Source organism: Nonomuraea sp. NBC_00507 (assembly GCF_036013525.1).
GTDB lineage: Bacteria > Actinomycetota > Actinomycetes > Streptosporangiales > Streptosporangiaceae > Nonomuraea.
On record NZ_CP107853.1, the window covers coordinates 9188269 to 9211990 of the forward strand.

The window sequence follows — 23722 nt, forward strand, 5'->3', positions numbered from 1 at the left end:
GTCAAGAGATCTACGATTCGGTCGAATCGATTCGCTATGCGGTGCCCTACATCAGGCGACCATCCGAGTTCACGACCAAGTTGCCCCACTCTTCATGCGCTCGAATCGGTTCACCGATGTCACGCGTTCGTGGTCCTTCTGCCTCCCTCACCCCCACTTCCGGAGGAGCCACCATGATGACGACCCCCCAACAGCCGCCCAGCAGACGGCTTACCTCCGTCGCCCGCATCCTGGTCGGGATGCTCATCGCCGTCGTCCCGGCCATCCCGACGCCGGCGCACGCCGCGGACGAGTCCATCAGCGTCGACTTCGCCGTAGCCGGCGGCACCCCGACCTACCGCGCGTCCGGGTGGATCTACGGCATGACGGAGAACGCCTCCGGGCCGGCAGACCACTTCTTCCGCGACGTGAAGTTCCGCTCCATGCGCGCCGGTGGCGCCCAGCTCGGCTCACCCGGCGGCTGGGTGTCCGGCGCCTACGAGCGACGGTGGAACGCAACGCTGGCCCAGGCCCGTCGTACGATCGCGCTAGGCGGCCAGTTCATCATCCTCCCGCACGACCTGTGGGGGGCGGACGGCTACCCGATCTCGCGATTTCCGGGCGACAACGGCAACTGGTCCGACTACGACGCCTTCCTCACTCGCCTGATCAACGACGTGCGGTCGGCCGGGATCACCGTGCAGTGGGACATCTGGAACGAACCGAACATCTCCTTGTTCTGGAATCGTCCGCAGGCGCAGTATCTCGAGCTGTGGCGCCGCAGTCACCAGCGCATCCGCGCCGCGTTCCCGAACCACCTGATCGTCGGCCCCAGCTGCGCCTGCGTGCCCTCCACCACGTACGCCTGGTGGAACGCCTACCTCGACTTCGTCCGCGCCAACAACGTCGTCCCCGACATCATCAGCTGGCATTCCCTCCCCGGCGACCCGGTGGCCAACGTGGCGGCCGCCAATACGACCCTCGACTCGCGCGGCATCCCGCACCCGCGCCCGTACCAGATCAACGAATACGGCGCCTCCAACGAGCAGAACCCAGGAGACGGGTCGTGGTACATCGCTCGACTCGAGCGGGCAGGCGCCGACGGCCTGCGGGCGAACTGGGCGAGCGCGGGCAACCTGCACAACGATCTGGGCAACCTGCTCGTCCGTAACAGCGCGGGCCAGCACCTGCCCAAGGGCGAATGGTGGGTCTACCGCTTCTATGCCTCCCAGACCGGCCAGATCGTGTCCGTGACCCCGAGCGTGTCCTACGACGCCTTCGCCACCAAGGCGACCGGCGTGGCCAAAATCCTGGTGGGCGGCGGCGGGACGACCGGCAACATCGCCGTCGATCTGCGCCGCCTCGACACCATCAGCGGCATCGTGCAGAACAACCAGGTCCGCGCGGTCGTGCAGCGCATCCCGTACAACGGCAGCGGCGCGGTCCAGGGGCCGATCACCGTCCAGAACACGGTCCTGGCGCTGTCCGGCAACGCCGTCAGGCTGAACCTGCCGCACACCAACGCCGACGAGACGTTCACCGTTACGCTGCTGCCGCCGTCGGACGGCGGCTTCCAGTCCGTGGCGGTCGCGCAACATTCCCAGCAGTGCCTGGACAACACCAACCTGAGCACGGCCGACGGCAACGTGCAGCAGCAGTTTTACTGCGAGGGCGGAGACCAGCAGTTGTGGAACTTCCGGCCGGTCGCCGGCGTGGCGAACACCTACACGCTGGTCAACCAGCACAGTGCTAAGTGCCTCGAGGTCGGCGCGGCGTCCGTGGCCGACGGCGCGCCGATAAGCCAGCGGGCCTGCGCCGGCGGAGCGCAGAACCAGCAGTTCACCCTCCGCAAGGTCACCTACGGGGGTAACGACCCCCGCGACTACCAGCTCGTCGCCCGCCACAGTGGCAAGTGCGTCGACGTCAGCACGATCTCGACCGCGCCTCGCGCTCCCATCCACCAGTGGACCTGCAACCCGGTAGGCCAAGCCAGTCCGCTCAACCAAACCTGGCGACTCTGGGGCCGTTGACGGCGCCGCTCTCGGCAACCGTCCGCGCCTGCCTCTCCTGTCAACAGCGCGATCAGGTGCTGCTTCGCCGCTCGTGGGCGGCGGCGAGGATGAGGTAGGCGCTGGCCGTCCAGGTGTAAGCCCGGTCGCGTAGCCCCTCCCCGGTGCGGGCGTCGAAGTTCTCGGCGAAGCCGGACTTCTCGCACAGCTTGCGGAAGCGAGCGCTGATCTCATCGGCGAGGTCGGTGTATCCGGCGCGGCGCAGGCCATCCTCGATGAGGACGGTCGAGGGCGCCCAGATCGGGCCTCGCCAGTAGCCGTCGTCCTGGTAGTGCTCGGAGGCAGGCAGCTCGGTGGCGGGTCCGAATGCGGTCAGGTGCCTCTCGATCCCGGCGGCCAGGGCGGCGCGGACGGGTTCGGGCAGTTCGTCGCCAAGCACGATCGGCATGAGGTCGAGCAGGCTGGAGCTGGGCCAGGTCCGTGCCGAATGGGCGCTGCGGGCGACGAACCGTTCGCCGTCCCATAGTTCGGCGAGCAAGGCGTCGCGCATCCGGTCGGCCTGTTCCGTCCATCGGGCGGCCGCGCCCGGGTCGGTGGCCAGGCGGGCGAGCTCGCGCATCTGGAGGACGAGGAAGGCGGCCAGGTCGGCGGTCTCGACGACGCGCTCGGTGTCGAAGGTGGTGGCGTTGTCCCAGCCGCTGTCGTTGCCGTGCTGGTAGTGCGGCAGTTCGTGGCCGGGTGCGCGACGGGCCGTCAGCCAGAAGGTGGTCCAGCGTTCCAGCAGCCGGTACGTGTCCACCGGCTCGGGCAGCGGCGGAAGGTGGCGCAGGGCCCAGCCGTGGATGGGTGGTTTGACGAAGTTGTAGAGGATCTCGGAGTGGGTGACGGAGTCGGGCAGCGCGCCGGCGGCGTCCTGGTGGTCGAAGGGGAGGCGGTACTGGTCCCATGCCAGGCCGGGCAGGCCGTCGGCGACGGCGATGGCGTTGAAGCAGTGGTCCCAGCTCCACACCTTGTTCATCCAGTGCTTGGACATGAGCACGGCCGGCCGGGTGACGAACCCGGCCGGGCGCACGGTGGCCGACCACAGCACGTAGGCGGCCAGCTCGGCGGCGGGCGTGCGGTCGCTGCGCCAGGGCGCGACCGCCGCGGCGAACGCGTCGAACTCGGCCCGTGCGGCCTTGACCACCTGCTCGAAGGGGTCCGTGCTCGCGTAGGGGGCGCGGGCGGTTTCGTACTCCTCGATGGCGATCTCCCACGCGCCGCTCAGGACGACGCCGCGTTCGGCGGTGCGCAGCGCCTGCGCGCCGAGCTGCTCGGCCTGCCCGCTGAGGAGGGTGATCCGGTAGCGGCGGCCGGTCTGGTAGACGGTGAAGACGGACGATCCGTCGACGGGGTCCTGATAGAAGTACGGGCCGCTGAACGGCGTCAGGACCGGGTCGGCGGCCACCAGCCGGAGCCCGAGACCGCGGCCGCGCACGCGTACCGTGTCGACGCTCTCGTAGGCGAGGTCGATCCGGCCGTCGCCGTCGTTCCAGGTGAGCTGGTGCGGGGTGGCCGTGATCGCGGCCTCGGCGTCGGGGATCAGCCGCAGGATGGGGTGCATGCCGGTCTGGTGAGAGACCAGGTGCACGTCCTCGGCGTAGGTCTTCTCCGCCACCACGGGCGAGAAGCCGAACCACGAACCGTGGTAGCTGAACGGGATTTCCCGTAGGGAGAACACCGGGCCGGAGGCGGCGACGGTCATGAAGTGAGGGTCCCTTCTCAATCTTTGACAGCGCCGGCGGTGACGCCGGCGGCGACGTAGCGTTGGGCGACGACGAGCAGGATGGTCGCCGGGATGGAGGCGATCACGGCGGTGGCCATGATGGCGTTCCACTCCTGGTTGTTGTTGCCGATGTAGTGGTAGATGCCGAGGGTGATCGGCTGGTGGTCGCCGCCCTGGTCGAGGGTGCTGGCGAAGATGAAGTCCGACCACGCCCACAGGAACGCGAACAGCGACACCGTGATGAGCGAGTTGCGGCTGACCGGCAGCACGATCGACCAGAACGTGCGCACCACACCGGCGCCGTCGGTGCGGGCGGCCTGCAGTAGCTCCTCGGGGATGCCGGACATGAACGTGGTGAGGATCAGCACCGCGAACGGCACGGCGAGGGTGGAGTCGGCCACGATGAGCCCGGGAACGGTGTTGAGCACGCCGGCGCTGAGGAAGATGGCGTAGAAGCCCATCGCCATGATGATCCCGGGGATCATCTGCGCGATCAGCAGCACGAAACTCAGCACTCCGCCACCTCGCGGGCGCAGCTTGGCCAGCGAGTACGCGGCCGGCGCCGCGAGCAGCAGCGTCAGCGCCACCGTGCCCAGCCCGACCACCAGGCTCACGCCCAGGTAGGGAAGCTGCTGGTCCAGCACCGCCCGGTAGCCCTCCAGCGTGCCGTCGACCGGGAACCAGTTCGGCGGGCTTTTGCGCATGTCGGTGTCCCGGGTGAAGGACACGTTGATCATCCAGTAGACCGGGAACAACATCACGCCGGTCAGCACCAGGCCGACCGCGGTCTTCCAGTGCCTCATGCCAGTGCCTGCCTTCGCTGCACGCGGATGTAGATCAGCCCGAAGACCAGCGCCATCACGATCAGCAGGTTGCCCACGGCCGCGCCGGGCCCGAAGGAGGGCACCAGGTTGCCGAAGCCCAGCCGGTAGGACCAGGTGGCGAACGTGGTCGACGACCCGCTCGGCCCGCCCTTGGTCATGATCCAGATGATGTCGAACACCTTCAGCGTGTAGACCAGACCGAGCAGGATGGTGATCGCCGAGACCGGGCGCAGCAGCGGGAAGGTGACCTTCCAGAAGCGCTGCCAGGCGCTCGCCCCGTCCAGCGCGGCGGCCTCGTACACGACCGCGGGGATCGCCTGCAACCCTGAGTACAGCACCACCAGGTTGAACGGGATGCCGATCCAGATGTTGGCGATGATCACCGACCACAGCGACCAGTCCGGCGAGGTCAGCCAGTTCACCGAGCCGATCCCAAACCAGCTCAGCGCCGCGTTGACCACGCCGGAGTCGCTGTTGAGCATCCACGACCAGGTCGAGGCCGACACGATGAGCGGCAGCAGCCAGGGCACCAGGAACAGCGCCCGCAACGTGGCCGACAGCCGGAAGTGCTTGACGAAGAACAACGCCAGCGCAAGCCCGATGCCGAACTGGAAGACCAGCGACACCAGCGTGAAGACCACGGTGTGCCACAGCGCGGGCCCGAACGTCGCGTCGCCGAAGACCTTGGCGTAGTTGTCGAACCCGGCGAACGGCGCGTCGCCCTGCACGAACGAGCGCACCGTGTAGTTGCGCAAGCTCAGCTCGACGTTGCGATAGAGCGGATAGGCGTAGAACACGAGCAGGTAGGCGACGACCGGGGCGAGGAACGCCCACGCCGCCCACTGCCCGGATCTGGTGCGCGCCGCCCGGTGGCCCCGCCCCCGTGCCGGGGCGGAGCCGCGGGCGGGACGCACCGCCGTCTGCGTGACGTGGTTCATGCCGCTACTGGGTCGCGCTCGCCGCCGCGGACTGGGCCGCCGCCATGGCGTCCTGCGGCGACTTCGAGCCGCTCAGCGCCGCCTGCACCGCGCCCCACATCGGTTCGGAGATCTTCGGGTATTTCGTCCCCAGGTCGTCGCTGGTGCGGCCCTTGGCCGCCTTGACCGCCTCGACCCACACCGTCAGATCGGGGTTGGCCGCCACCTGCTTGGCCTGCACGGCTTCGGTGGGCGCGATGTAGGACAGGGTGGTCGTCGTGGTGAGCGAGTTGTCGGTGCTGGTCAGGCAGGTCACGAGCTTCTGGGAGGTGGCGTAGCGGGCGGTGTCGGACTGCACCGGGATGCTGACGAACTCGCCGCCGGTCGGGGCGGGCGCGGTGCCGCCGGCCTTGCCCGGGATGGGGATGATGCCGTAGTCGAAGCCGGCCTTCTTGGCGTTGGCGAGCTGCCAGGTGCCGTTCTCGGCGAAGGCGTAGTCGCCGGCGGCGAACTCCTGCCAGCTCGTGGTCTGGGTGTTGTTGATGACGGAGTTGGGGGCGTACCCCTTCTTCAGCCAGTCCGTCCACAGCGCCACCGCGGAGACGCCCTCGGGCGAGTCGAGCTTGGTGAGGTTCGCGCCGGAGCCCCAGTACCAGGGCAGGAACTGGAAACTGCCCTCCTCAGTGCCGATCGCCGAGAACGTGATGCCCTTCTTGCCGGACGCCTTCACCTTCTCCAGCGCCGCGGTCAGCGACGCCCAGTCCTTGACGGAGGCGACGTCCACGCCGGCCTTCTTCAGGACGTCCTTGTTGTAGTAGAGGGCCAGGGTGTTGGCGCCGATGGGAACCCCGTAGGTCTTGCCGCCGCTCTGCCCGGCGGCCAGCAGGTTCGGCTCGATCGCGGAGACGTCGAGCTTGTTCTCCTCCGTAGTGGTCAGGACCCCGCCCTCGGCCAGCGTCGAGACCACGGGGTTGTCCACGATGAGCACGTCCGGCGAGTTGCCCTGCTGGGCGGCCAGCAGCGCCTTGTTGGTCAGGTCGCTGGTGTCGTAGCCGGTCCGCTCGACCTTCACCCCGGCCTGGGTGCCGCACGTCTCGAGGAGCTTCACCCACTCCGAGCTCTTGTCGTACTGGGGGTAGGGGTCCCAGATGGTGTAGGCGCCGCCCCCGGCGGCCTGGCTCGCGCTCGTCGAGCCTCCGTCGCCGCCGGACGATGACGAGCCGCAGGCGGCGAGCCCGCCCACGGCGGCCAGGACCGCCAGGCTCACACCGGCGGTACGCCGGCTCCTTGCCGCTGATCTCATTGATCTGACCTCCGCAGACAGGCGTTACGCGGCTGTTTCCGTTCGAAGTCGAATCGGTTCGCCGAATCGGTTCGACCGAAGATAGGCCCGCTCCATCCTGCGCGTCAATGGGCGGGCGAAAGCCTTGCGGCAATCGACACGTCTTCGCCGCGGAACCGGGGTCGGTACCTCGCATGAACCGGTTCGACCTACGATGGTCGCCGAGCAGCGGATTCGGACGAGGAGCACGGGTGAACATCGGAGAGATCGCCAAGCGGGCGGGCGTGTCGCGCAGCACCGTCTCGTACGCGCTCACCGGCAAGCGCCCGGTCTCGGAAGAGACCAAACGCCGCATCCTGACCGTCATCGACGAGCTGGGCTACCGGCCCAACGCCTCCGCCAGGGCGCTGAAGGAGGGGCGCACCCGCACGATCGGCCTGGTCATACCGCCGGCCGGCCGGCGCCTGACCGACATGCAGCTCGGCTTCGTGGCCAGCGTGGTCGACGCCGCCGCCCGCGCCGACCTGGACGTCCTGCTGTCGCCCTCGGGCGGCGAGCACGACCGCTCCTTCGAGCGCGTCGTCACCGGACGGCGCGTGGACGGCGTCGTCCTCATGGAGATCCGCCTGGAGGACGACCGGGTCGCCCGGCTCCTCGAGAGCGGCCTGCCGTTCGTCGGCATCGGCCGTACCCGCCACCCCGAGGACATGTCCTGGGTGGACATCGACTACGAGACGCTCATCGCCAAGTGCGTCCACCACCTCGCCGATCTCGGCCACCGGCATCTGGCGCTGGTCAACCGCAACGCCGAGCTGGTCGCCGCCGGATACGGCCCGGGCCACCGCGCACAGGCCGGCTTCGACCGCGCCATCGCCGAACGCGGCCTGCACGGCGTTCAGGTCTGCTGCGGCGACGACCCTCCATCCGGACAGTCGTGCCTCCAGCAACTCCTTGCTCAGCAACCGGACTTGACCGCCATCGCCACCATCAACGAGGCGGCGGTGTCCGGCATGTACCGCGCGCTGGCCGAAGCGGGCTTGACCGTGCCCGGAGACTTCTCCGTCGCCGGCGTGGCCGCCCAGCACTGGGCCGAGAGCCTGCATCCGCCGCTCACCGCCGCCGACGTCCCGGCCGACGATATGGGCGCCCGGGCCGTCGAGCTGCTCATCCAGCGGATCGCCGACCCGGCCATCCCGCACCGGCACCTCCTGGTCGCCCCACCGATCTCGCTCCGCGGCACAACCGGGCCCGCCCGGCCACGCGCCTGACCACACGGGCTCGTAACTCGACCTGAGGGCGGCGGCACTCGCGCACGTGCACGCCTGCTTCCACGATTGCGGCTCGCATGACGGCGACATGGCGGCGACGTGTCACGCACGTTTCTCACTCTTGACCATCGCGCCAGGGGGCGCTTAAGGTCCAGTCGAATCGATTCGACTCCCTTTAGCACTCCCCGAAACCCGATCATCGCTTCACCGGGACGTCGCCGTCCTCTCCTTCATCACTCCGTTCACCCCGAGGCGACCAGGCGGGGCAGCGGGGCGAAGGTGTGGTCGCGCCAGAGCCGGCGAGAGGTCTCCTCCGGGTAGGTGGTGACCATCGGTTCGCTGTCCAGGATCTGGGTCAGGCGGCGCTGGGGTTCGTAGGCGGGCCAGCCGGGGTCGCCAGTGGCGGCGAACGTCGTCCACGCCGTGCGGACGTGCCGGGACAAGGCTTCAGCCTGGGGAGAGGCCGGGTCGCCCATCAGGCCGGCGCCAAGGCCTGCGTCGAAGACGCCAAAGGTGAGCGGGACGTCCAAACCGTGGCAGGCGCCCAGCATCCCGCCCATGCCGGGCGCGGGCCAGGTCAGTTCGTACAGGTGCACGCGGCCCCCGCCGGCGGCCTGCGCCTCGGCGAGGTGCAGCGAGGGCATGCGGAACAGCCAGTCGGACTGCACCAGCTCGAACAGCTCTCCTGCGTCGGCGGAGGGGAAGGCCGCACGGTAGCCGTGCCCGCCGTCGGGGGCGAACACCCGCAGCGCCGCGGCCCCTTGCTCATCTGTGACCTGCCCGAGCAGACCGCCGAAGGCGACGAAGAGCCGGTATTCGTCGCGGTTGTGGCCGACGATCAGCTCGATCTCCCGGCCGGCGCCGTCCGCCAGGGCCTGCCACGGGGTGGTGGGCAACACCTCACCGTCGACCACGGGCGAGAAGATCGTCGGCGTGTGCGCGACCACGCCCCATCGCTCCTCGTACAGGCGCATTTTGCCGGTGACCGTGTCACCGGCCGCGGCCAGCCGGCCGGGCGCGACATCTGACAGGTCATCGGTGGTCGCGGCCAGGCCCAGCTCACCGGCGACGACGGCGGTGATGTCGGCGGCCAGCTCCGCGGAGAAGAACGTGCCGGGAACGCTCTGGGCGATCCCGCGCTGGAAGAGCCCCGCCGCGCGCGGCATGCTCATCAGCGCGGCGATCGAGCCCGCGCCGGCGGACTCGCCGAAGACGGTGACCCTGCCGGGGTCCCCGCCGAAGGCTTCGATGTTCTCCTGCACCCATTCCAGCGCGGCGACCTGGTCGAGCAGGCCTCGGTTGGCCGGCGCCCCGTCGATGTGCGCGAACCCTTCCATGCCGACCCGGTAGTTGCAGGTCACCACGACCACGCCGGCCTCTGCCAGCAAGGTCCCGTCGTAGCCGGGGTCGGCCGACATCCCGAACATGTAGGCACCGCCGTAGATCCACACCATGACCGGCAAGCGGGCGCCCGGATCGGGGGTCCAGACGTTGAGCGTCAGCCACTCGTCCCCGACGGCCCCGCCCGCTGCTGGGGGCGACCCTGCCATGGTCGCCTGCGGGGGCGGCGGGCCGAACGCGAACGCCTCCCGCACGCCGTCCCACCCACGCACCCGTTGCGGGGCGGCGAAGCGTGCCGGGCCGACCGGGGGCTGCGCGAAGGGGATGCCGCGGAAGACCGCCACCCCGCCTTCCCTGCGACCTCGGACCGTTCCCGCCGTTGTGCGGATCTCCGGCTCGGTGGACATGGCCATCAAAGGCTCCTTTCGCAGAGGAGACGATCTGGGGCGCCCACCTGCAGAAGAGCCCGAAAACCTCCGCTGCCACACCGATGGCCTGCCGACAGCAAACAGTACAACAGCATGACGTTCGTTCATAGTTTTGTAGAATTTCATGACTGGGATGCTGAGGCACGGTCAGACGCGACAGGCCGAGAGCGGCCGCGCCGAGGCCTATCTCATCTGCGCGCAGATGCGTTCCCACTCGCGGGTCGCGGCCGGCTCCCACCTCGCATGCTGCCGATGGAAGAGCTTCACGGCGCGCGCGCCGTGCCATCCCTGGGGAAGCAGTTGCGTGGGGAGCGCGGGATCGATCAGAGCGAGCCGGCGCCAGGCGTGGACGAGTCGCGTGAGCCGGACCAGTGGATCATCGGAGGGCGGGCGGGCGAACTCGGCGAGGAACGCCTCGTATTCCTGCTCGACTTCGTCGAGGTCCCACGCCTGCCGGACGAGGATCGACAACTCGCCGCCGGCAAGATATTCGGAGAGGAAGATCTGCGCCTCCTCGCGCACCTCGGCTTCGTCGAGGACGAACTCGGCCTCGACGACCCGGTCGGTGTGCGTGGTGACCCAGACACCAGGCGCCGGGTTTCCGAATCCCGCCCAGCGCAGCCGCGTGCGCAGCAGGTGACGTCCGGCCCGGTTGGTCTCGGCGGCCCGTGCCAGCACTACCAGCCATCGGCCGTCCCACTCCGGCTGGGCCGCGGTGAAGCCGAAGATCCGCTCAGCGCCGAGGTCGAGGAACTCTTGGAAGGCCGGGCTGAGGTGCCACCACGTGTACCGCCCTTCACGATTGGGGATGAGCCAACCGTCCGCGGCCGCGCGCGCCAGGGCCTGCCGGCAAGCTTCCTCCTTGACACCGCAGCGACCCAGCGCATCGACGAAGGCCGACGTGGGAGCGGGCTGCCCGCCCGGGCGCACGTAATCACCCAGCATCGTGATCAGCAATCCGCGAACACCGCCCGTGCCCGCGGCGTACCGGCGTGACAGAACGAACCTCTCCTGAGACGCACTGCCGAACGGGGCAGCCGACGCGGTTCCGTCTTGGGACTCGGACATGCGGCCGTCAGTGACCGGCTGTGCGGTCGCGGGCGAGATCAGGACGCATGGCCAGATTGTATGGCCGGTCGCCGGCCGCTGATCACCAAGCCGCCCACGGGTCGGAACCCGCAGCGCCGATCACCGGCCATCGACGTCGTGGTTAACATCCCAGCCACATCTTGCGCATGCGCCTGCTTGCCGCTCTTCCAACAAAGCTCCACCCTGGCCGGTATGGCGGAGCCGCCGTACACGCCGACTCACGCGGCAGTTACGGCTCGCCGCGTGTCCATGCGGAATTGGCACTCGGGCGGGGCAAGAGGGTCAACCGCAAGCGCGTCGAACGGCTCATGCAGGCAGCCCGCGATCCATCCACCCACCCAGAAACACAGCGGCCACCACAAGATCTTCAGTGCTCTTCCAGAGAGCCTCGATCTCAGTCGTTGTGGGTCCGCCCGTGGGCGCGCGCCCTCTCGGCGGCGCCGTCCGCGCCGCCCGCGATACAGTCGAGGCGCGCGGCGATGCCCTCGGCGGCCAGCAGGATGGGCGGGGCGAGCTTGGCCGGTTCGACCCGGACGGTGTGCACGACGGCGCCCACGGCTGCGATGGGCCGGCCATCGCAGTCAAGGACGGGGACGGCCACCGTGCAGGTCACCGCACAGGCTCTACGGACGTCTTCCACTGAATGGAAGCCTTCTCAGCGACCTCTCCATACGCGCAGGTCAGACGCCGGATGGCAAGCCGTGGAGGATTTGCGCCATCCGGGGCTTGTCGCGGCGCGTTGGGCGCCGGGCGGCTGACCAACCGAGCGCCCTCGACGGCAACGCCCGCGTGATTGCCACCGCCACCTGCGCACTGGAGCGCTTCTACGCCGGCCCGTTCGCGCTGATCGGCTGAGCACCACCAGCCGCCGGGGGATCGTGACGACCCCCAGAGCCCTCCGCCGGAGCGCCGGGCGGCGTTCACGGTGCCCCGTGAGGCCTGGTGACGGCGGCGACGATCGACAGTCCGAGGCCTCAGCACGGCCACCGGCAGATCGGTGTACGGCGCGCTACCAGCCAGATGCGTGCCCCAGACGGGCGCTACGCCAAGGGTGTGACCGGGACAAGCATGCTGTCACACTTCCTGTCCACCATCGACTGCCTCGGCCAGGCGCTCGTCCTGCACAGACGGGGCCATCACACGTCGGGGGCGGTCAGCACGCCTCTTTGGACCCGTGCTGTCCCCCGAGCGGCCCCGCAGGATGAGGCGCCATGCCACGCGAAGATCCCCCCCAGAGCCGCACCCAGGGCCCGGCCAGCCATCCCGGCGAGCTAGCGCACCGTCACTTGTTCCAGGCCACCAGGAACTCCGTCAGCGAGATGCGCCCGTCCACGTCCCCGTCGCGCTCATCCGAGGCCTTGAAGATCGCGTTGAGCTCGGCAGTGGTGACCTCCTCGCCGCGCGCGTTCATGGCGAGCGCGAACTCCTCGCGCGTGATGTATCCGTCCCCGTCACGGTCGAACTCCTGGAACGTGGCGGTTGGGTCGTCAAGATCCGGCATGGGTGGCCTCTCGATTGTGCGATTCATGCGATGTACGGACAAAGCAACATCGAAGCACGACCTTGTACCCCCACGCGATGGGTGGCGGGCCGAAAAACGCCGTGGACCGCTACGCACGGGAGTTCAGCGGCGGCCACGGCCAGCGCGTAGCCCGTCTGCTTCGTCTTCTCTCACGAGAGCCTCCGCAAGGTAGGCGATGACGTAAGGCAGCAATGAGCGGCAAGGGTCTTGCGAACCCCTCAGCCCGCCACATGGCCCTCGCCGGACTCGCGACGGCGGTGGCCGTCTACAGCGCGCAAGGGCCGGCGGCCGCCGCAGCCGTGCGCACCGGCACCTCGGTGGCGCTGCACGGCGGCACCGGCCTGGCCGATCCGGCCGCACAGCGTCCCTGAAGGCGCAGCTCGTCAAAGCGCGGGCGGGCTCGGGCTGACCAAGCTGATCGCCTCGGTCAGCTTCAAGGCGGCCCGCACCGTCGGCGCGATGGCGTTCGGGCACGGGCCGTACGCCAAGCTCAGCGTGCTCTACCTGCCGAGCGTCACGGAGATCGGCGCGAACGCGTTCCGCCGCAACCAGTACCTGACGAAGGTCAACCTCCCGCGGGTGCGGACCATCGACGACTTCGCGTTCGACGACGCTTCCCGCCTGCGCTACTTCAACGCCCCCGAGCTGGAGTCGATCGGCAGGAACGGACTGAACGACAGCCACGTGCTGGAAGCGGTCAACCTTCCCGAGCTCCGCTACATGGGCATCAACTGCTTCGAAGCCTCGCCACCGGTCCAGGACAAAGCCGCCTTCACAGGAGCCGACCCCGCAAAGCTGATCATCTACTACACGGGCGACACCTCCACCCGGAAGAGCTTCGTACCCGCGGGAAATCCCACGATCAAGCTGGTCAAGCGGAACGCGGACGCGCCGCCCAACTCCCGGTAGACCACCGCCGCTCACGTCCGTCCTGCCACCCTTCACGACTGCCGTGCGAACAGATGGGACAACCGCTCGCTGAGCTCGTCGTAGGAGCCTTCGGCAGCGACGCGTCCTTCCTCCAGCAGCACGATGTGGTCGGCTTTTCTGATGGTGGACAGGCGGTGCGCGATGACCAGCGTGGCCCGTCCTGTGGCGGCCTCCTGGAGCGCCTCGGTGAGGCGGGCCTCGTTGTCGGTGTCGAGGTTGGCCACCGCCTCGTCCAGTACGAGCACTGGAGCGCCCGTGGCGAGCGCCCGGGCGACGGCCACCCTGGCGCGCTGCCCGCCGGAGAGGGTGACGCCTCGTTCCCCGACGGGCAGCTCCGGATCAATGGTGAGCTGGGCGGTGCGCAGTGCGCCCGCCACGTCGGCGTCGGGTGCGCCGAGCCGTACGTTCTGCCCGATCGTGCCGGCGAACAGGTGCACGTCCTGTGGCACCACCGTGACGTGCCGGTGCAGGTCGGCGATGCGTGGCAGTGGTACGCCACCCACCAGGATGCGCCCGTCGTCCGGGTCCCAGTGGCGCAGCAGGAGGGACACGCAGGTGGACTTACCGGCCCCTGAGGCGCCGACCAGCGCGACGGTCTTGCCGTACGGGATGCGGAAGGACACCCCGCGCAGCACGTCGGGCCCGTCCGGGATGTACCGGAAGCGCACGTCCTCGAAGACCACGTCCGGCTGGGCGGCCACCTGGAGGACCTCCCGCGGCGGGGGCACGTTGGCGGGTGCGGTGACCAGCGTGTGCACCCGGTCGGCCGCCGCGCGCAGCGTGCCGTACTCCTTGAGCAGCAGCGCCACCTGGGCCGCCGGTCCCAGCGAGCTGGCCGCCAGGACCATGGCCAGCGGGGCGTCGGCCGGGGTTCGGATCACCGTGGCGACCAGGAGCAGTGTCCCGGCCGCTGCGACGGCGAGCAGCAGGTCCGTGAGGGCCGCCTCGAGCCCGCCACGGGCCGCGTTCGCCGCCTGGGCGCGTGCCAGCCGGCGAGTCTTGCGCGCCAGCAGGTCCCTGCGGCGTTCCATTGCGCGGAAGGCCGTGAGCTCGCGCATGCCCTGGACGGTGTCGACCACGTCGGAGGTCAGCTCAGCGGTGACGGCACGCAACTCGTCGCCGTGCCGGCGGGAGGTCTTGCGCAGCCACAGCGGCACGGTGAGCACGCACGCGGCCAGCGGCAGCGACACGGCCAGCAGCAGGGGGTGGATGAGCGCGGCGGCCACGCTCCCGGCCGTCAGCACCGTGCCGGCCGTGATGAGCTGCGCCAGGGTGTGGGCGAAGAGCCAGGGCCGTGATGGTCACCGCCGACCGCCTCCAGTACGACATGCTCTTCCGCTACCTCGTCGGAAGCCTGTCCGGCGTGATGTGGGAGCAGACCTCCAGGTCCCTGCCGTGGTTCGCCGCCGCGATCCCGCTGGTCGTGCTGTGCGTCCCCGCGCTCGGCCTGCTGCGCCTCGGTGACGACGCGGCCGCCTCCCTCGGCAGCCGCGTGAACCGCGCCCGGCTCGGGGTGCTCGCGGTCTCCACCTTGCTGATCGGCGCCGTTACCGGTCCCTGCGGCCCGATCGCATGGGTGGGGTTCCTGGCGCCGGTGATGGCCAGGCGATTGCGCCCGCACGCGAGTGTCCGGAGCTGGCTGCCGTGGTCGGCCGCGCTGGGCGCCCTGGTCACCTTGACGGCCGACCTGGCCGCGCGGCTGGCGTTCGCCCCGGTGGAAACCCCACTCGGGGCGTGGACGGCGCTGTCCGGCGTGCTGGCAGGGGCCATCCTGCTGCGAAGGCGAGCCTCCGCATGACGCTCACGCAAGAGCCGGAGCCGGGCACCCGAACGGCCGGATTCGGCGGGGTGGCCACGGCGGCGGTCCTGCTCTCGCTGGTCGCGGCCACGCACCTGCTCGTCTCCGGCCAGCCACTCGGCGCGATCGCCGGCCTGCTCGACGGCGCCGCGGACAGCCAGGCCGAGAAGATCGTGTGGGAACTCGGCGTGCCGAGGCTGCTCACCGCGTTGCTCACCGGCGCAGCCCTGGGCGTCTCCGGGTACGTGCTGCAGGCGACGCTGCGCAACCCTCTGGCCGCGCCCGAATTCTCCGGCGTGAACCCCGGCGCGGTGCTCGGCATCCTCGGCGGGCTCACCCTCGGCCTGTTCCCCGCCGACTCCGCCGCCGGGGCACTGCTCGCCGCACTCGCCGGCGGTGCGCTGGGCGGCGGGATCACCTGGCTGCTCTCGGCGGGCCGAGACCCGGCCAACCTGGTGGTCCACGGCCTGCTGGGCAGCGCGCTGCTGGCCGGGCTGACCACAATGCTGCTGGCCTACCAGCCCAGCAGGTTCGGCAACGCGCTGCGCTGGCTGATCGGTTCGGTGGACGGGCGGGTGTGGGAGCACCTGCTCTTCGCCTCCTGGTGGATCGCCGGCGGCATCGTGCTGGCGTGGGCCTGCTCGGGCATGCTGGCTGTCCTGTCGCCCAGCGACGATCACGCCGCCTCGCTCGGCCTGCACCCCGGCATCGGCCGAGCCGTCGCACTGGCCGTGGCGATCGCGCTGACCGCCGGCGCGGCCAGCCTGTCGGGGGCGATCGCCTTCGTCGGCCTGGTCGCCCCGCACGTCGCCCGCAGGCTGGGCGGCCGCGTCCTCACCGCAGCCGTCGTCGGAGCCATCGCGCTCGCCGGCGCGGACACGCTCGCCCAGGTCGCCGGGCACCTCCTCAACGGCACGCATCGGCTCGGCGTCCCGACCGGCGTGATCACCGCCCTGGCCGGCTCCGCCGTCCTGATCAGACTGGGAAGATCTCAATGAGCGTCAAGGTTCAGGACCTGCACTTCTCGTACGCCACCCGCCCGGTCCTGACCGGAATCGACCTCACCGTCGAGCCCGGCGAATTCGTGGCCCTGATCGGCGTCAACGGATGCGGCAAGAGCACGCTGCTGCGCCTGATCGCGGGCCTGCTCAAGCCGTCGTCGGGCCGGATCCTGCTCGGCGGGACCGAACTGGCGTCCCTGTCGCGCAGGCAGGTGGCACAGCGGCTGGCGGTCCTGCACCAGACCCTGCCGCCTGTCCCGGCGCTGACCGTCCGCCAGCTCGTCCGCCAGGGCCGATACCCCCACAGGGGACCGCTGGGACTGCTGTGGGAGTCGGACTCCATGGATGAGGCACTGGAACTGGCCGGGGTGGCCCATCTCGCCGACCGCGTCCTCGACACGCTGTCCGGCGGCGAGCGTCAGCGCGTACGACTGGCGCTCGCCGTGGCTCAGAACACCGACATCCTGCTCCTGGACGAGCCGACCGCCCATCTGGACATCCGCCACCAGCTAGAGGTCCTCGACCTGGTGCGCACCCTGCGCGAGGCCCGCGGTCTCACTGTCGTGACCGTCCTGCACGAACTGGACCACGCGGCCCGGTTCGCCGAACGCATCATCGCGCTCCACGAAGGACAGGTCTGGGCCGACGGCAAACCGAAGGACGTGATCACACCGGAACTCCTGGCCGACGTGTTCGGCGTGGCTGGGCGGGTGGTCACGGACAAACTGCACGGGACTCCCCGCTGCCTGCTCGACGCGGCCATCTGACAGCCCGGCGACGCCCGCCCCGCGCTCGGCAGTGCCCGCCTGGCCGGTCGGAAGTGCGCGCTTCAGTGATCGTCCCAATGCCCTTCATGCGAGGCGTGACGGTGTCCATCGTGGACGTAGTCGACGTGGTCGTCGTGCGGGACAGCCACGTGCCCGCACTGCGGCCCGTGCTGGTGATCATGGCGCTCATGCGCGGCGTGCGACCTCGGCTCGCACTCGTCCACGTGATCGTCGTGGACGCGGTGCAGGCAACCGTCGTGGACGTAGTCGACATGATCGTCATGCGGGACGGCCACGTGCCCGCAGCCGGGTCCATGCTCGTGAGCGTGATCGACGTGCTGACGGTGTTCGGCAGTCACTGACATGTCGAGACTCCCCATCGGTTCGTCACCGAAGATCCCTTATAGGGTGCTCTGCCACATTTCAGGTTATGCCTAAAACGTGATATTGGGCGGATTCATACTCGGCAGCGCGCCGATCATGCCAAGCCATCAGACCTCGGAGCCGGACCCCCGATTCGCGCCCTGCAGGGGTTGACGGCATATGCGACACTATCGACAATGATTTTCATTTTGTACCGAGGAGGCCCCGTGCTCATCCCTGTCGTCCTGGTCGCGGGCCTGCACGCAAGTGCCCGGGCCGCCGCGGTCGATCTGCTGTTGTGGCGTCATCCGGGAGCCGTCGCCATCCACCACGACCTGCGCTCCATCGACGCCGGCCGCATCCAGCGCGTGGTCCGCGACGTCTCCGGCACGCTGGACCGCGCCGAGATACGCCTGGCACATGATTGCTTGACCCGCACCGTCCGCGAGGATCTCCTTCCCGAGCTGCTGCGCCGCTCCTCCACGGCGTCCTTGCTGATCGTGGACCTGTGGGACTCGGTGGAGCCGCGCCCAGTGGCCGAGGCCCTGGCCGGGCCGGAGGCGTCCAGCCGGCTTCGCCTGGCCTGCGTGCACACCGCGCTGGATGCCGAGCACATGCCCATAGACATCTGCCGCGGCGACCGCCTCAGCGAGACCGGCCAGGCGGCGGGAGGCGACCAGCGCTTCCTGGCAGAGGTACTGGCCCGGCAGGTGGAGTACGCCGCCAGCCTGTCCCTGCACGGCGGCGACGCCGAGGATGCCGAGCTGGCGGCCGCCGTGCTCGGGCACCTGGCCCCGCACACGCCGATCCTCACCGGACCCGAGGTCGCCGACGCCGCATTGTGCGTGCACGAACTGGCCGAGCGCGTCGACCCGGCCACCGCCCAGCTCCCCGCCGACGCCCAGACCGGCGAGATCACCACGCTCGTCTGGCACCGTCTGCGCCCGCTGCACCCGAGCCGGTTGTTCGAGGCCATGGACGAGCTGGTCACCACGACGGTCCGCTCCCGCGGCCGGTTCTGGCTGGCCAACCGGCACCAGCGCATGCTGGCCTGGGACGCCGTGGCCGGGGCGGTCTCCGTGGAGGACGCCGGGCCGTGGCTGGCCGCGCTGCCCGAGGCGGCCTGGGACCTCGTCACCCCGGCCCGGCGCGCCGCCGCCGCCCTCGACTGGAACCCGATGGTCGGCGACCGCGTCCAGCACCTCGTCTTCACCGGCCCCGACCTGGACCGCGACCGCATCGTATCCCTGCTCGACTCGTGTCTGATCGACCAGGAGGACGCCCTGCCCGGCGCCGCTGAGTGGGCCCGCCACGACGACCCGTTCGCCCCCATGCTGGATCTGAAGGAGAGTGCGTGAAGCCCCGCCGTACACCCAAGAAGAAGACCAACCCGCTGATCGGGATCGGCTACATCGACTACAAGGACACCGGCCTGCTGCGGAAGTTCATCTCGGACCGCGGCAAGATCCGCAGCCGCCGGGTGACCGGCGTGACCGTGCAGCAGCAGCGGCAGATCGCGCGCGCCATCAAGAACGCCCGGGAGATGGCCCTGCTGCCCTATTCCTCCCGCGAGGCCAGGTGATCGCATGGCGGAGCGGTATGAGCGGTCCGCCTAGTTCGTGGACGCCGGAGCCGGGGCGGACACGGCCTCCTGCCCGGCGGGCGGGCCGTGCTCAACCTGCAACCCCGGCCGAACCAATGGCCGTGCCGCAGACCCGCTTCTCCGAGCTTCGCATCAGACGCCGCTGCTACGAAGGCTGGGGCCACGCCGAACCCGCCGGCCCCAGCCTGATCAAGACCCGGGTCACGGTCAGCGCGTGTGTGCCGCCGCGAGCGCGTCCACCAAGGCCCGGAGCCCATGCAGGAAGGCGGCCTGGTGATCGAATGCGCGGACCGCGCGGCGGGCCCGCTCGGGGTCGCCGACCGAGGAGGCGAGCAGCCGCTCGCGGGCGGCGCGCCGCTCGGGGGCCACGCCGGGCAGGTAGGACAGGTGGCCGAGGACGTACCACCACAGCGCGGCGTACCCGTCGGTTCCCTGGTGGTCGTCCTGCCCGAGCTCGGCGAAGCGGTCCAGGGTCCAGGTGAACAGGGCGGCGGCCCGCGGCGCGAACTGCTCGCCCTGGCGCAGGATCTCCACGACCCAGACGTGCTGGGCGAGGTAGGCGTCCACCGCGGCGAAGGCGGCCACGAGCCGCTCCTGCGGGGTCCCCTCGTCGCCCGGCAGCGGCGGCAGATCCTCGGCCACGTCTTCGAGCAGCGCCATGATCAGCGCCTGCTTGTCCTTGACGTGGCGGTAGATCGCCATGGGAGCGGCCCCCAGCTCGGCCGCCACTCTGCGGACCGTGAGCCCGCCGACGCCCTCAGACTCAGCCACCCGCCGCCCTGCCGCCACCACGATCCCGCGGGTGAGGAACCGACGACGACCGCTGGAGCTCGAACGGGTGACCACTCCCTCAACTGTAGTGGCCCACGCCTCCTGTGAGGTAGCGCGAACGACCGCGCTTCACCACCCGTGACCAGCCGGCGTCATGAGGCCGGCAGCTGCATCACGCTGGACGTCTCCAACGCCGCCGGCGAGCGCGTCATCAGGATGATCAAGCTCCTCGGAGAATCGCCGGCGGCTTCCGTCATGCCGTCCGGTCCATCCTGCGTGCACTCACGGTGGCCGACCTTCTGCCAGGTTCAAGTAAGGCACACCTTGCTTAAGTGTACTTTGTACGCGAGAGTGAGAGCGGCGGGTCGCTACTCACGGCAGCAGGGCTCCCGCGCGGGGACCCGACTGCACCGGTGGACGCAGACCGTCGTGCGCCATGAGGCAGGGCCGACGGGCGCTCACATGGTAGCCAACGGAAATGATTATCGTTACTATCTCCTCGTCTGGTCACTTAACTTGGTCCGGTTCTGTCGCGAAGGGTGCTGTATGTCCACTTCCACGGTCTTAGCGGCGCAGGGGGCGCCTTCCGTGCTGGCTCCTGCGCGTGCCACCCTGATCGGCTGCGCCGTCCTGACCGCCGTCAGCGCGCTGGCCGGGATGGCGCCGCTGGTTGCCGTCGTGGAGATCAGCCGGCGGCTGCTGCATGGGGACACGGACGTGTGGCCGATCATCGTCGTCGCGCTCGTGGCCCTGGCCGTGAAGCAGCTCGGCACGTTCGGCGCGGGCGTGCTGACGCACCTGGCCGACATCCGGGTGTCGTTCGGCATCCGCCGGGACCTGCTGGCGAAGCTGCGCAGGCTTCCCCTCGGCTGGTTCACCGACCGCAACTCGGGCACCGTGAAGAAGACGGTCGAGGACGACGTGGCGGCGCTGCACCAGCTCATCGCCCACTCCGTGGTGGAGGTCACGGCCGCCGCGGTCCCGCCGCTGGTGGCGATCGTCTACCTCTTCGCGGTCGACTGGCGGATGGCGCTGATCAGCCTCCTTCCGCTGGCCGCCGGCCTGATCGTGTACCAGCGGGCGATGGCGGGGGCGGGGACGAAATATCCAGAGTTCATGGAGTGGCTCACCCGGTTGAGCGGCGCCGCGGTCGAGTTCGTCAACGGCATCGGGGTCGTCAAGGCGTTCGGGACCCCAGGGGTGGCGAGCCGCCGCTTTCAGGAGGTGTCGCGGAGCTTCGCGCGTTTCTTCCTGGACTGGGCCAGGGCGACGACCGCGGCGAGCGTCATCGCGGAGATCCTCCTGTCGCCGCCGAGCGTGCTCGTCGTCATGGCGGCCGCAGGAGGCGTGCTGACCGCGGTGGGCGCGCTGCCGGTGGCGAGCCTCGTCGCGTTCCTCGTGTTCGGAACGGTCACGACCGCGGGCTTCATGACGGTCATGATGTCGGTGCAGCCGCTGGTCACGGCGCTGGGCGTGGCGCGCGGCATCCGCGAGGTGCTCTCCAGCCCGGAGCTGCCCGTCCCGGCCGAGCCCGTCGTGCCCGACGCGAACGCGCCGGGTCCGGTGGTCAGGATGAGCGGGGTCCGCTTCGCCTACGGCGACACGGTCGCGCTGGACGACATCGACCTCGACCTCGAACGCGGCACAGTGACCGCGCTGGTCGGCCCGTCCGGGTCGGGCAAGTCCACCCTGGCCAGGCTGCTGCCCCGGTTCGACGACCCGCAGCAGGGCTCGGTCGAGCTGTTCGGCGTGGACCTGCGCACCATCGACCCCGCCGAGCTGTACCGGCACGTGGCCTTCGTGTTCCAGGACTCCGCGCTGCTGCGCATGAGCATCCGGGACAATATCCGCCTCGCGCGCCCGGACGCCGACGATGCGACAGTCCGCGCGGCGGCCGCCAAGGCGCGCATCCTCGACCGGCTCGACGAGCTCCCGCGTGGACTGGACTCGGTGGCCGGCGAGGACGCGGAGCTGTCCGGGGGCGAGCGGCAGCGGGTGTGCATCGCCCGGGCGATCCTCGCCGACCGGCCGGTGCTCGTGCTGGATGAGGCGACCGCGAGCGCCGACCCGGAGAACGAGGCGCACATTCAGGACGCGCTGAGCGAGGTCGCGCGCGATCGCACCGTGCTCGTCATCGCGCACCGGTTGAGCACCATCCGGGGCGTGGATCGGATCGTCGTGCTGGACGCGGGCCGCGTGGTCGAGCAAGGCCGGCACGAGGAGCTGCTCGCCCGCGACGGGCTCTACGCGCGGCTGTGGGAGCACGACCAGCGCGCCCGCCAGGACGCCGTGGCGGAAGTGGAGAGCCGCTGATGATCGCCATGATCCGATACCTGTCCGGGCTCCTCGATGAGCGCGGCCGCCGGCATCTGCGTGTCATGCTGTTGGTCCAAGCGGCGCAAGGAATCCTGCAGGGGCTCGGATTCCTGCTCGTGGCCCCGCTCATCGCCAGCCTGACGAGCCCGCCCGTGGACTGGGGCCGGTTCTGGCTCTGGCTGGGGGCGATCGTCGCCGCGGTCGCCGCCCACCACGTGCTGCTGGCCTGGAGCACATCGCTGGGCTACCTCGTCGGCACGGATGTCCTCACCAGCTTCCACGAACGGATCGGCAACCACCTCGCCACGCTGCCGATCGGCTGGTTCCGCGGCGACCGTACCGGGCCCATCGGGCGGATGCTGGGCAAGGGCACGATGGACGTCGCCAACATCCCCGCGCACCTGCTGCGGCACGTCGTCGTCGGCCTGACCGCGCCGGCCACCATGATCGCCGGGAGCTTTCTGTTCGACTGGCGGATCGGTGTCGCCTTCACCGCCGGGGCGGTGCTGTGCGCGCTGGCGCTGCGGCTGCTCATGGTGATCGTGCGCCGCAACGACGACGACTACGAGCACGACATCGGCGTGACCGCGTCCCGCATCGTGGAGTACGCCCGCCAGCAGCCGACGCTGCGTGCCTACGGCGTACTCGACCGGCCGGAGCTCGGCACGCTGGAGGAGACGCTGGTCCGCCAGCAGGGGTCCCAGTCGCGGCTCACGATCCGTGGAGCCTGGGGGATGATCGCGTTCTTCGGCACCCTGCAGCTGGTGGTCACGGGCGTCATCGCGCTCACGGCCACCCTCACGCTGCAGAGCGCCATCACGGTCCCGGTCATGATCGGCATGCTGATCGTCACCCTCCGCATGCTCGACCCGATCTCGCAGCTCGGCGAGATCGCCGGTCACGTCCAGATCAACGCCGACGCCATCGGCCGGGTGCGGGCGCTGCTCGCGGTGCCGCCGCTGCCCGAGCCTGCACACCCCGCCGAACCCGCGGGCGCCGACATCGAGCTGCGCGGGGTGCGGTTCGCCTACGACGACGGCCCCACGGTCATCGACGGGGTCGACACGAAGATTCCCTCCGGGAGCTTCACGGCCGTCGTGGGCCCGTCGGGCTCGGGCAAGAGCACCCTGCTCAAGCTCATAGGCCGCTTCTTCGACGTCGGCGAGGGCGCGGTCCTCATCGGCGGCCGCGACGTCCGCGAGCTCGGAAGCGCAGGGGTCTCGCGGCTGACGGCGCAGGTGTTCCAGGACGTCTACCTGTTCGAGGGCACGATCGCCGACAACCTCCGCATGGCCGCCCCGGACGCGAGCGACGCCGACCTCGACCGGGTGGCCCGCATCTCCCGGCTCGACGAGGTCGTCGAACGCCTTCCCGACGGCTGGCACACCCGCGTCGGCGAGGCCGGATCCACTCTGTCCGGCGGGGAGAAGCAGCGCGTGTCGATCGCCCGTGCCCTGCTCAAGGATGCCCCCATCGTGCTGCTCGACGAGGCCACCGCCGCGCTGGACCCGGCGAACGAGGCGGCCGTCGCCGACGCGATCGCCGAGCTCGCCCGCGACCGCACCGTCATCGTCGTCGCCCATCGCCTGTCCACCGTGGTGGCCGCGGACCGCATCCTCGTCCTCGACCGAGGACGGATCACCGAACACGGCGACCACGAGGCCCTCCTCGCCGCAGGGGGCACGTACGCGCGTTTCTGGAGCGAGCGCGTCCGCGCCCGCGGTTGGCAACTCCGCTGAAAGGAACCCC

At 70.1% G+C, this 23722-nt stretch carries 23 protein-coding genes and 2 pseudogenes; 14 read left to right on the top strand and 11 right to left on the bottom strand.

Going from position 1 to position 23722, the window contains the following annotated elements; all coding sequences use genetic code 11:
• The first annotated feature begins 173 nt into the window (after positions 1-173).
• Complete coding sequence (locus OHA25_RS44270; protein WP_327582893.1) at positions 174-2009, top strand: RICIN domain-containing protein; 1836 nt, start codon at positions 174-176, stop codon at positions 2007-2009.
• A gap of 52 nt (positions 2010-2061) precedes the next feature.
• On the opposite strand, the gene OHA25_RS44275 is transcribed toward OHA25_RS44270, so the two are convergent.
• The 4 genes from OHA25_RS44275 to OHA25_RS44290 are packed head-to-tail and all read right to left on the bottom strand — an operon-like array spanning position 2062 to position 6797.
• On the bottom strand, positions 2062-3732 hold the full coding sequence (locus OHA25_RS44275; RefSeq protein WP_327582894.1) for an amylo-alpha-1,6-glucosidase: 1671 nt from the start codon (positions 3730-3732) through the stop codon (positions 2062-2064).
• A gap of 17 nt (positions 3733-3749) precedes the next feature.
• Positions 3750-4556 (bottom strand): carbohydrate ABC transporter permease, encoded by an 807-nt coding sequence (locus OHA25_RS44280; RefSeq protein WP_327582895.1) that lies wholly within the window; start codon positions 4554-4556, stop codon positions 3750-3752.
• Positions 4553-5515 carry a carbohydrate ABC transporter permease gene (locus OHA25_RS44285; RefSeq protein WP_327582896.1) on the bottom strand — a complete coding sequence of 321 codons (963 nt, stop codon included), beginning with the start codon at positions 5513-5515 and terminating at the stop codon, positions 4553-4555. Before OHA25_RS44285 ends, OHA25_RS44280 begins: the two co-directional genes overlap by 4 nt.
• A gap of 4 nt (positions 5516-5519) precedes the next feature.
• Positions 5520-6797: a sugar ABC transporter substrate-binding protein gene (locus tag OHA25_RS44290; protein WP_327582897.1), complete on the bottom strand. Its 1278-nt coding sequence runs from the start codon at positions 6795-6797 to the stop codon at positions 5520-5522.
• A 230-nt stretch (positions 6798-7027) separates the two neighbouring features.
• Here OHA25_RS44290 and OHA25_RS44295 point away from each other — a divergent pair, with 230 nt between their 5' ends.
• On the top strand, positions 7028-8044 hold the full coding sequence (locus OHA25_RS44295; RefSeq protein ID WP_327582898.1) for a LacI family DNA-binding transcriptional regulator: 1017 nt from the start codon (positions 7028-7030) through the stop codon (positions 8042-8044).
• Between the two features lie 242 nt (positions 8045-8286).
• On the opposite strand, the gene OHA25_RS44300 is transcribed toward OHA25_RS44295, so the two are convergent.
• Entirely contained in the window at positions 8287-9798 is a 1512-nt protein-coding gene (locus OHA25_RS44300) for a carboxylesterase/lipase family protein (RefSeq protein WP_327582899.1), read from the bottom strand.
• Positions 9799-9996: 198 nt separating this feature from the next.
• Complete coding sequence (locus OHA25_RS44305) at positions 9997-10881, bottom strand: PaaX family transcriptional regulator (protein WP_327582900.1); 885 nt, start codon at positions 10879-10881, stop codon at positions 9997-9999.
• Between the two features lie 221 nt (positions 10882-11102).
• Here OHA25_RS44305 and OHA25_RS44310 point away from each other — a divergent pair.
• Positions 11103-11213: pseudogene (locus OHA25_RS44310) on the top strand (IS3 family transposase); the annotation flags it as partial.
• Between the two features lie 83 nt (positions 11214-11296).
• Here OHA25_RS44310 and OHA25_RS44315 read toward each other — a convergent pair.
• Entirely contained in the window at positions 11297-11515 is a 219-nt protein-coding gene (locus OHA25_RS44315; protein WP_327591231.1) for a hypothetical protein, read from the bottom strand.
• A gap of 113 nt (positions 11516-11628) precedes the next feature.
• Between OHA25_RS44315 and OHA25_RS44320 the strand changes: the two genes are divergently transcribed.
• Positions 11629-11757 (top strand): hypothetical protein, encoded by a 129-nt coding sequence (locus OHA25_RS44320; RefSeq protein ID WP_327591232.1) that lies wholly within the window; start codon positions 11629-11631, stop codon positions 11755-11757.
• Positions 11758-12184: 427 nt separating this feature from the next.
• On the opposite strand, the gene OHA25_RS44325 is transcribed toward OHA25_RS44320, so the two are convergent.
• Positions 12185-12403 (bottom strand): EF-hand domain-containing protein, encoded by a 219-nt coding sequence (locus tag OHA25_RS44325; RefSeq protein ID WP_327582901.1) that lies wholly within the window; start codon positions 12401-12403, stop codon positions 12185-12187.
• A gap of 251 nt (positions 12404-12654) precedes the next feature.
• Between OHA25_RS44325 and OHA25_RS44330 the strand changes: the two genes are divergently transcribed.
• Both OHA25_RS44330 and OHA25_RS44335 read left to right on the top strand, forming a co-directional pair.
• A complete protein-coding gene (locus OHA25_RS44330) occupies positions 12655-12795 on the top strand; it encodes a hypothetical protein (RefSeq protein WP_327582902.1) in 141 nt (46 codons plus the stop codon).
• A gap of 88 nt (positions 12796-12883) precedes the next feature.
• The gene (locus OHA25_RS44335) at positions 12884-13333 is read left to right on the top strand and encodes a leucine-rich repeat protein (protein WP_327582903.1); all 450 of its coding nucleotides are present in this window, start codon (positions 12884-12886) and stop codon (positions 13331-13333) included.
• A 32-nt stretch (positions 13334-13365) separates the two neighbouring features.
• Here the strand turns inward: OHA25_RS44335 and OHA25_RS44340 are convergent, their stop codons facing one another.
• Entirely contained in the window at positions 13366-14202 is an 837-nt protein-coding gene (locus tag OHA25_RS44340) for an ATP-binding cassette domain-containing protein (protein WP_327591127.1), read from the bottom strand.
• 39 nt (positions 14203-14241) lie between these two features.
• Positions 14242-14628 (bottom strand): annotated as a pseudogene (locus tag OHA25_RS44345) (hypothetical protein); the annotation flags it as partial.
• Between the two features lie 23 nt (positions 14629-14651).
• Here OHA25_RS44345 and OHA25_RS44350 point away from each other — a divergent pair.
• The 6 genes from OHA25_RS44350 (at position 14652) to rpsR (ending at position 18865) form a co-directional block, all read left to right on the top strand.
• Entirely contained in the window at positions 14652-15152 is a 501-nt protein-coding gene (locus tag OHA25_RS44350) for an iron chelate uptake ABC transporter family permease subunit (protein WP_327591128.1), read from the top strand.
• The gene (locus OHA25_RS44355; RefSeq protein WP_327582904.1) at positions 15149-16150 is read left to right on the top strand and encodes a FecCD family ABC transporter permease; all 1002 of its coding nucleotides are present in this window, start codon (positions 15149-15151) and stop codon (positions 16148-16150) included. The genes OHA25_RS44350 and OHA25_RS44355 overlap by 4 nt, the downstream gene beginning before the upstream one ends.
• The gene (locus OHA25_RS44360) at positions 16147-16920 is read left to right on the top strand and encodes an ABC transporter ATP-binding protein (RefSeq protein ID WP_327582905.1); all 774 of its coding nucleotides are present in this window, start codon (positions 16147-16149) and stop codon (positions 16918-16920) included. Before OHA25_RS44355 ends, OHA25_RS44360 begins: the two co-directional genes overlap by 4 nt.
• An 86-nt stretch (positions 16921-17006) precedes the next feature.
• On the top strand, positions 17007-17282 hold the full coding sequence (locus tag OHA25_RS44365; protein ID WP_327582906.1) for a hypothetical protein: 276 nt from the start codon (positions 17007-17009) through the stop codon (positions 17280-17282).
• A 228-nt stretch (positions 17283-17510) separates the two neighbouring features.
• Positions 17511-18641, top strand: a complete 1131-nt coding sequence (locus tag OHA25_RS44370) for a GTP-binding protein (protein ID WP_327582907.1) — start codon at positions 17511-17513, stop codon at positions 18639-18641.
• Positions 18638-18865 (top strand): 30S ribosomal protein S18, encoded by a 228-nt coding sequence (rpsR, locus tag OHA25_RS44375; protein WP_327582908.1) that lies wholly within the window; start codon positions 18638-18640, stop codon positions 18863-18865. The genes OHA25_RS44370 and rpsR overlap by 4 nt, the downstream gene beginning before the upstream one ends.
• Positions 18866-19093: 228 nt before the next feature.
• On the opposite strand, the gene OHA25_RS44380 is transcribed toward rpsR, so the two are convergent.
• Entirely contained in the window at positions 19094-19732 is a 639-nt protein-coding gene (locus OHA25_RS44380) for a TetR/AcrR family transcriptional regulator (protein WP_327582909.1), read from the bottom strand.
• Positions 19733-20203: 471 nt separating this feature from the next.
• Here OHA25_RS44380 and OHA25_RS44385 point away from each other — a divergent pair, with 471 nt between their 5' ends.
• Together OHA25_RS44385 and OHA25_RS44390 are read left to right on the top strand one after the other, a co-directional pair.
• The gene (locus OHA25_RS44385) at positions 20204-21970 is read left to right on the top strand and encodes an ABC transporter ATP-binding protein (protein ID WP_327582910.1); all 1767 of its coding nucleotides are present in this window, start codon (positions 20204-20206) and stop codon (positions 21968-21970) included.
• Positions 21970-23712 carry an ABC transporter ATP-binding protein gene (locus OHA25_RS44390; RefSeq protein ID WP_327582911.1) on the top strand — a complete coding sequence of 581 codons (1743 nt, stop codon included), beginning with the start codon at positions 21970-21972 and terminating at the stop codon, positions 23710-23712. Before OHA25_RS44385 ends, OHA25_RS44390 begins: the two co-directional genes overlap by 1 nt.
• Positions 23713-23722: the final 10 nt, after the last annotated feature.

Bases quoted from the DNA above. Each gene is read 5' to 3' on its own strand.
- OHA25_RS44270 (WP_327582893.1), top strand. From the start codon at position 174: ATGATGACGACCCCCCAACAGCCGCCCAGCAGACGGCTTACCTCCGTC.
- OHA25_RS44275 (WP_327582894.1), bottom strand. From the start codon at position 3,732: ATGACCGTCGCCGCCTCCGGCCCGGTGTTCTCCCTACGGGAAATCCCG.
- OHA25_RS44280 (WP_327582895.1), bottom strand. From the start codon at position 4,556: ATGAGGCACTGGAAGACCGCGGTCGGCCTGGTGCTGACCGGCGTGATG.
- OHA25_RS44285 (WP_327582896.1), bottom strand. From the start codon at position 5,515: ATGAACCACGTCACGCAGACGGCGGTGCGTCCCGCCCGCGGCTCCGCC.
- OHA25_RS44290 (WP_327582897.1), bottom strand. From the start codon at position 6,797: ATGAGATCAGCGGCAAGGAGCCGGCGTACCGCCGGTGTGAGCCTGGCG.
- OHA25_RS44300 (WP_327582899.1), bottom strand. From the start codon at position 9,798: ATGGCCATGTCCACCGAGCCGGAGATCCGCACAACGGCGGGAACGGTC.
- OHA25_RS44305 (WP_327582900.1), bottom strand. From the start codon at position 10,881: ATGTCCGAGTCCCAAGACGGAACCGCGTCGGCTGCCCCGTTCGGCAGT.
- OHA25_RS44325 (WP_327582901.1), bottom strand. From the start codon at position 12,403: ATGCCGGATCTTGACGACCCAACCGCCACGTTCCAGGAGTTCGACCGT.
- OHA25_RS44330 (WP_327582902.1), top strand. From the start codon at position 12,655: ATGGCCCTCGCCGGACTCGCGACGGCGGTGGCCGTCTACAGCGCGCAA.
- OHA25_RS44335 (WP_327582903.1), top strand. From the start codon at position 12,884: ATGGCGTTCGGGCACGGGCCGTACGCCAAGCTCAGCGTGCTCTACCTG.
- OHA25_RS44340 (WP_327591127.1), bottom strand. From the start codon at position 14,202: ATGGTCCTGGCGGCCAGCTCGCTGGGACCGGCGGCCCAGGTGGCGCTG.
- OHA25_RS44350 (WP_327591128.1), top strand. From the start codon at position 14,652: ATGGTCACCGCCGACCGCCTCCAGTACGACATGCTCTTCCGCTACCTC.
- OHA25_RS44355 (WP_327582904.1), top strand. From the start codon at position 15,149: ATGACGCTCACGCAAGAGCCGGAGCCGGGCACCCGAACGGCCGGATTC.
- OHA25_RS44360 (WP_327582905.1), top strand. From the start codon at position 16,147: ATGAGCGTCAAGGTTCAGGACCTGCACTTCTCGTACGCCACCCGCCCG.
- OHA25_RS44365 (WP_327582906.1), top strand. From the start codon at position 17,007: ATGCGAGGCGTGACGGTGTCCATCGTGGACGTAGTCGACGTGGTCGTC.
- OHA25_RS44385 (WP_327582910.1), top strand. From the start codon at position 20,204: ATGTCCACTTCCACGGTCTTAGCGGCGCAGGGGGCGCCTTCCGTGCTG.
- OHA25_RS44390 (WP_327582911.1), top strand. From the start codon at position 21,970: ATGATCGCCATGATCCGATACCTGTCCGGGCTCCTCGATGAGCGCGGC.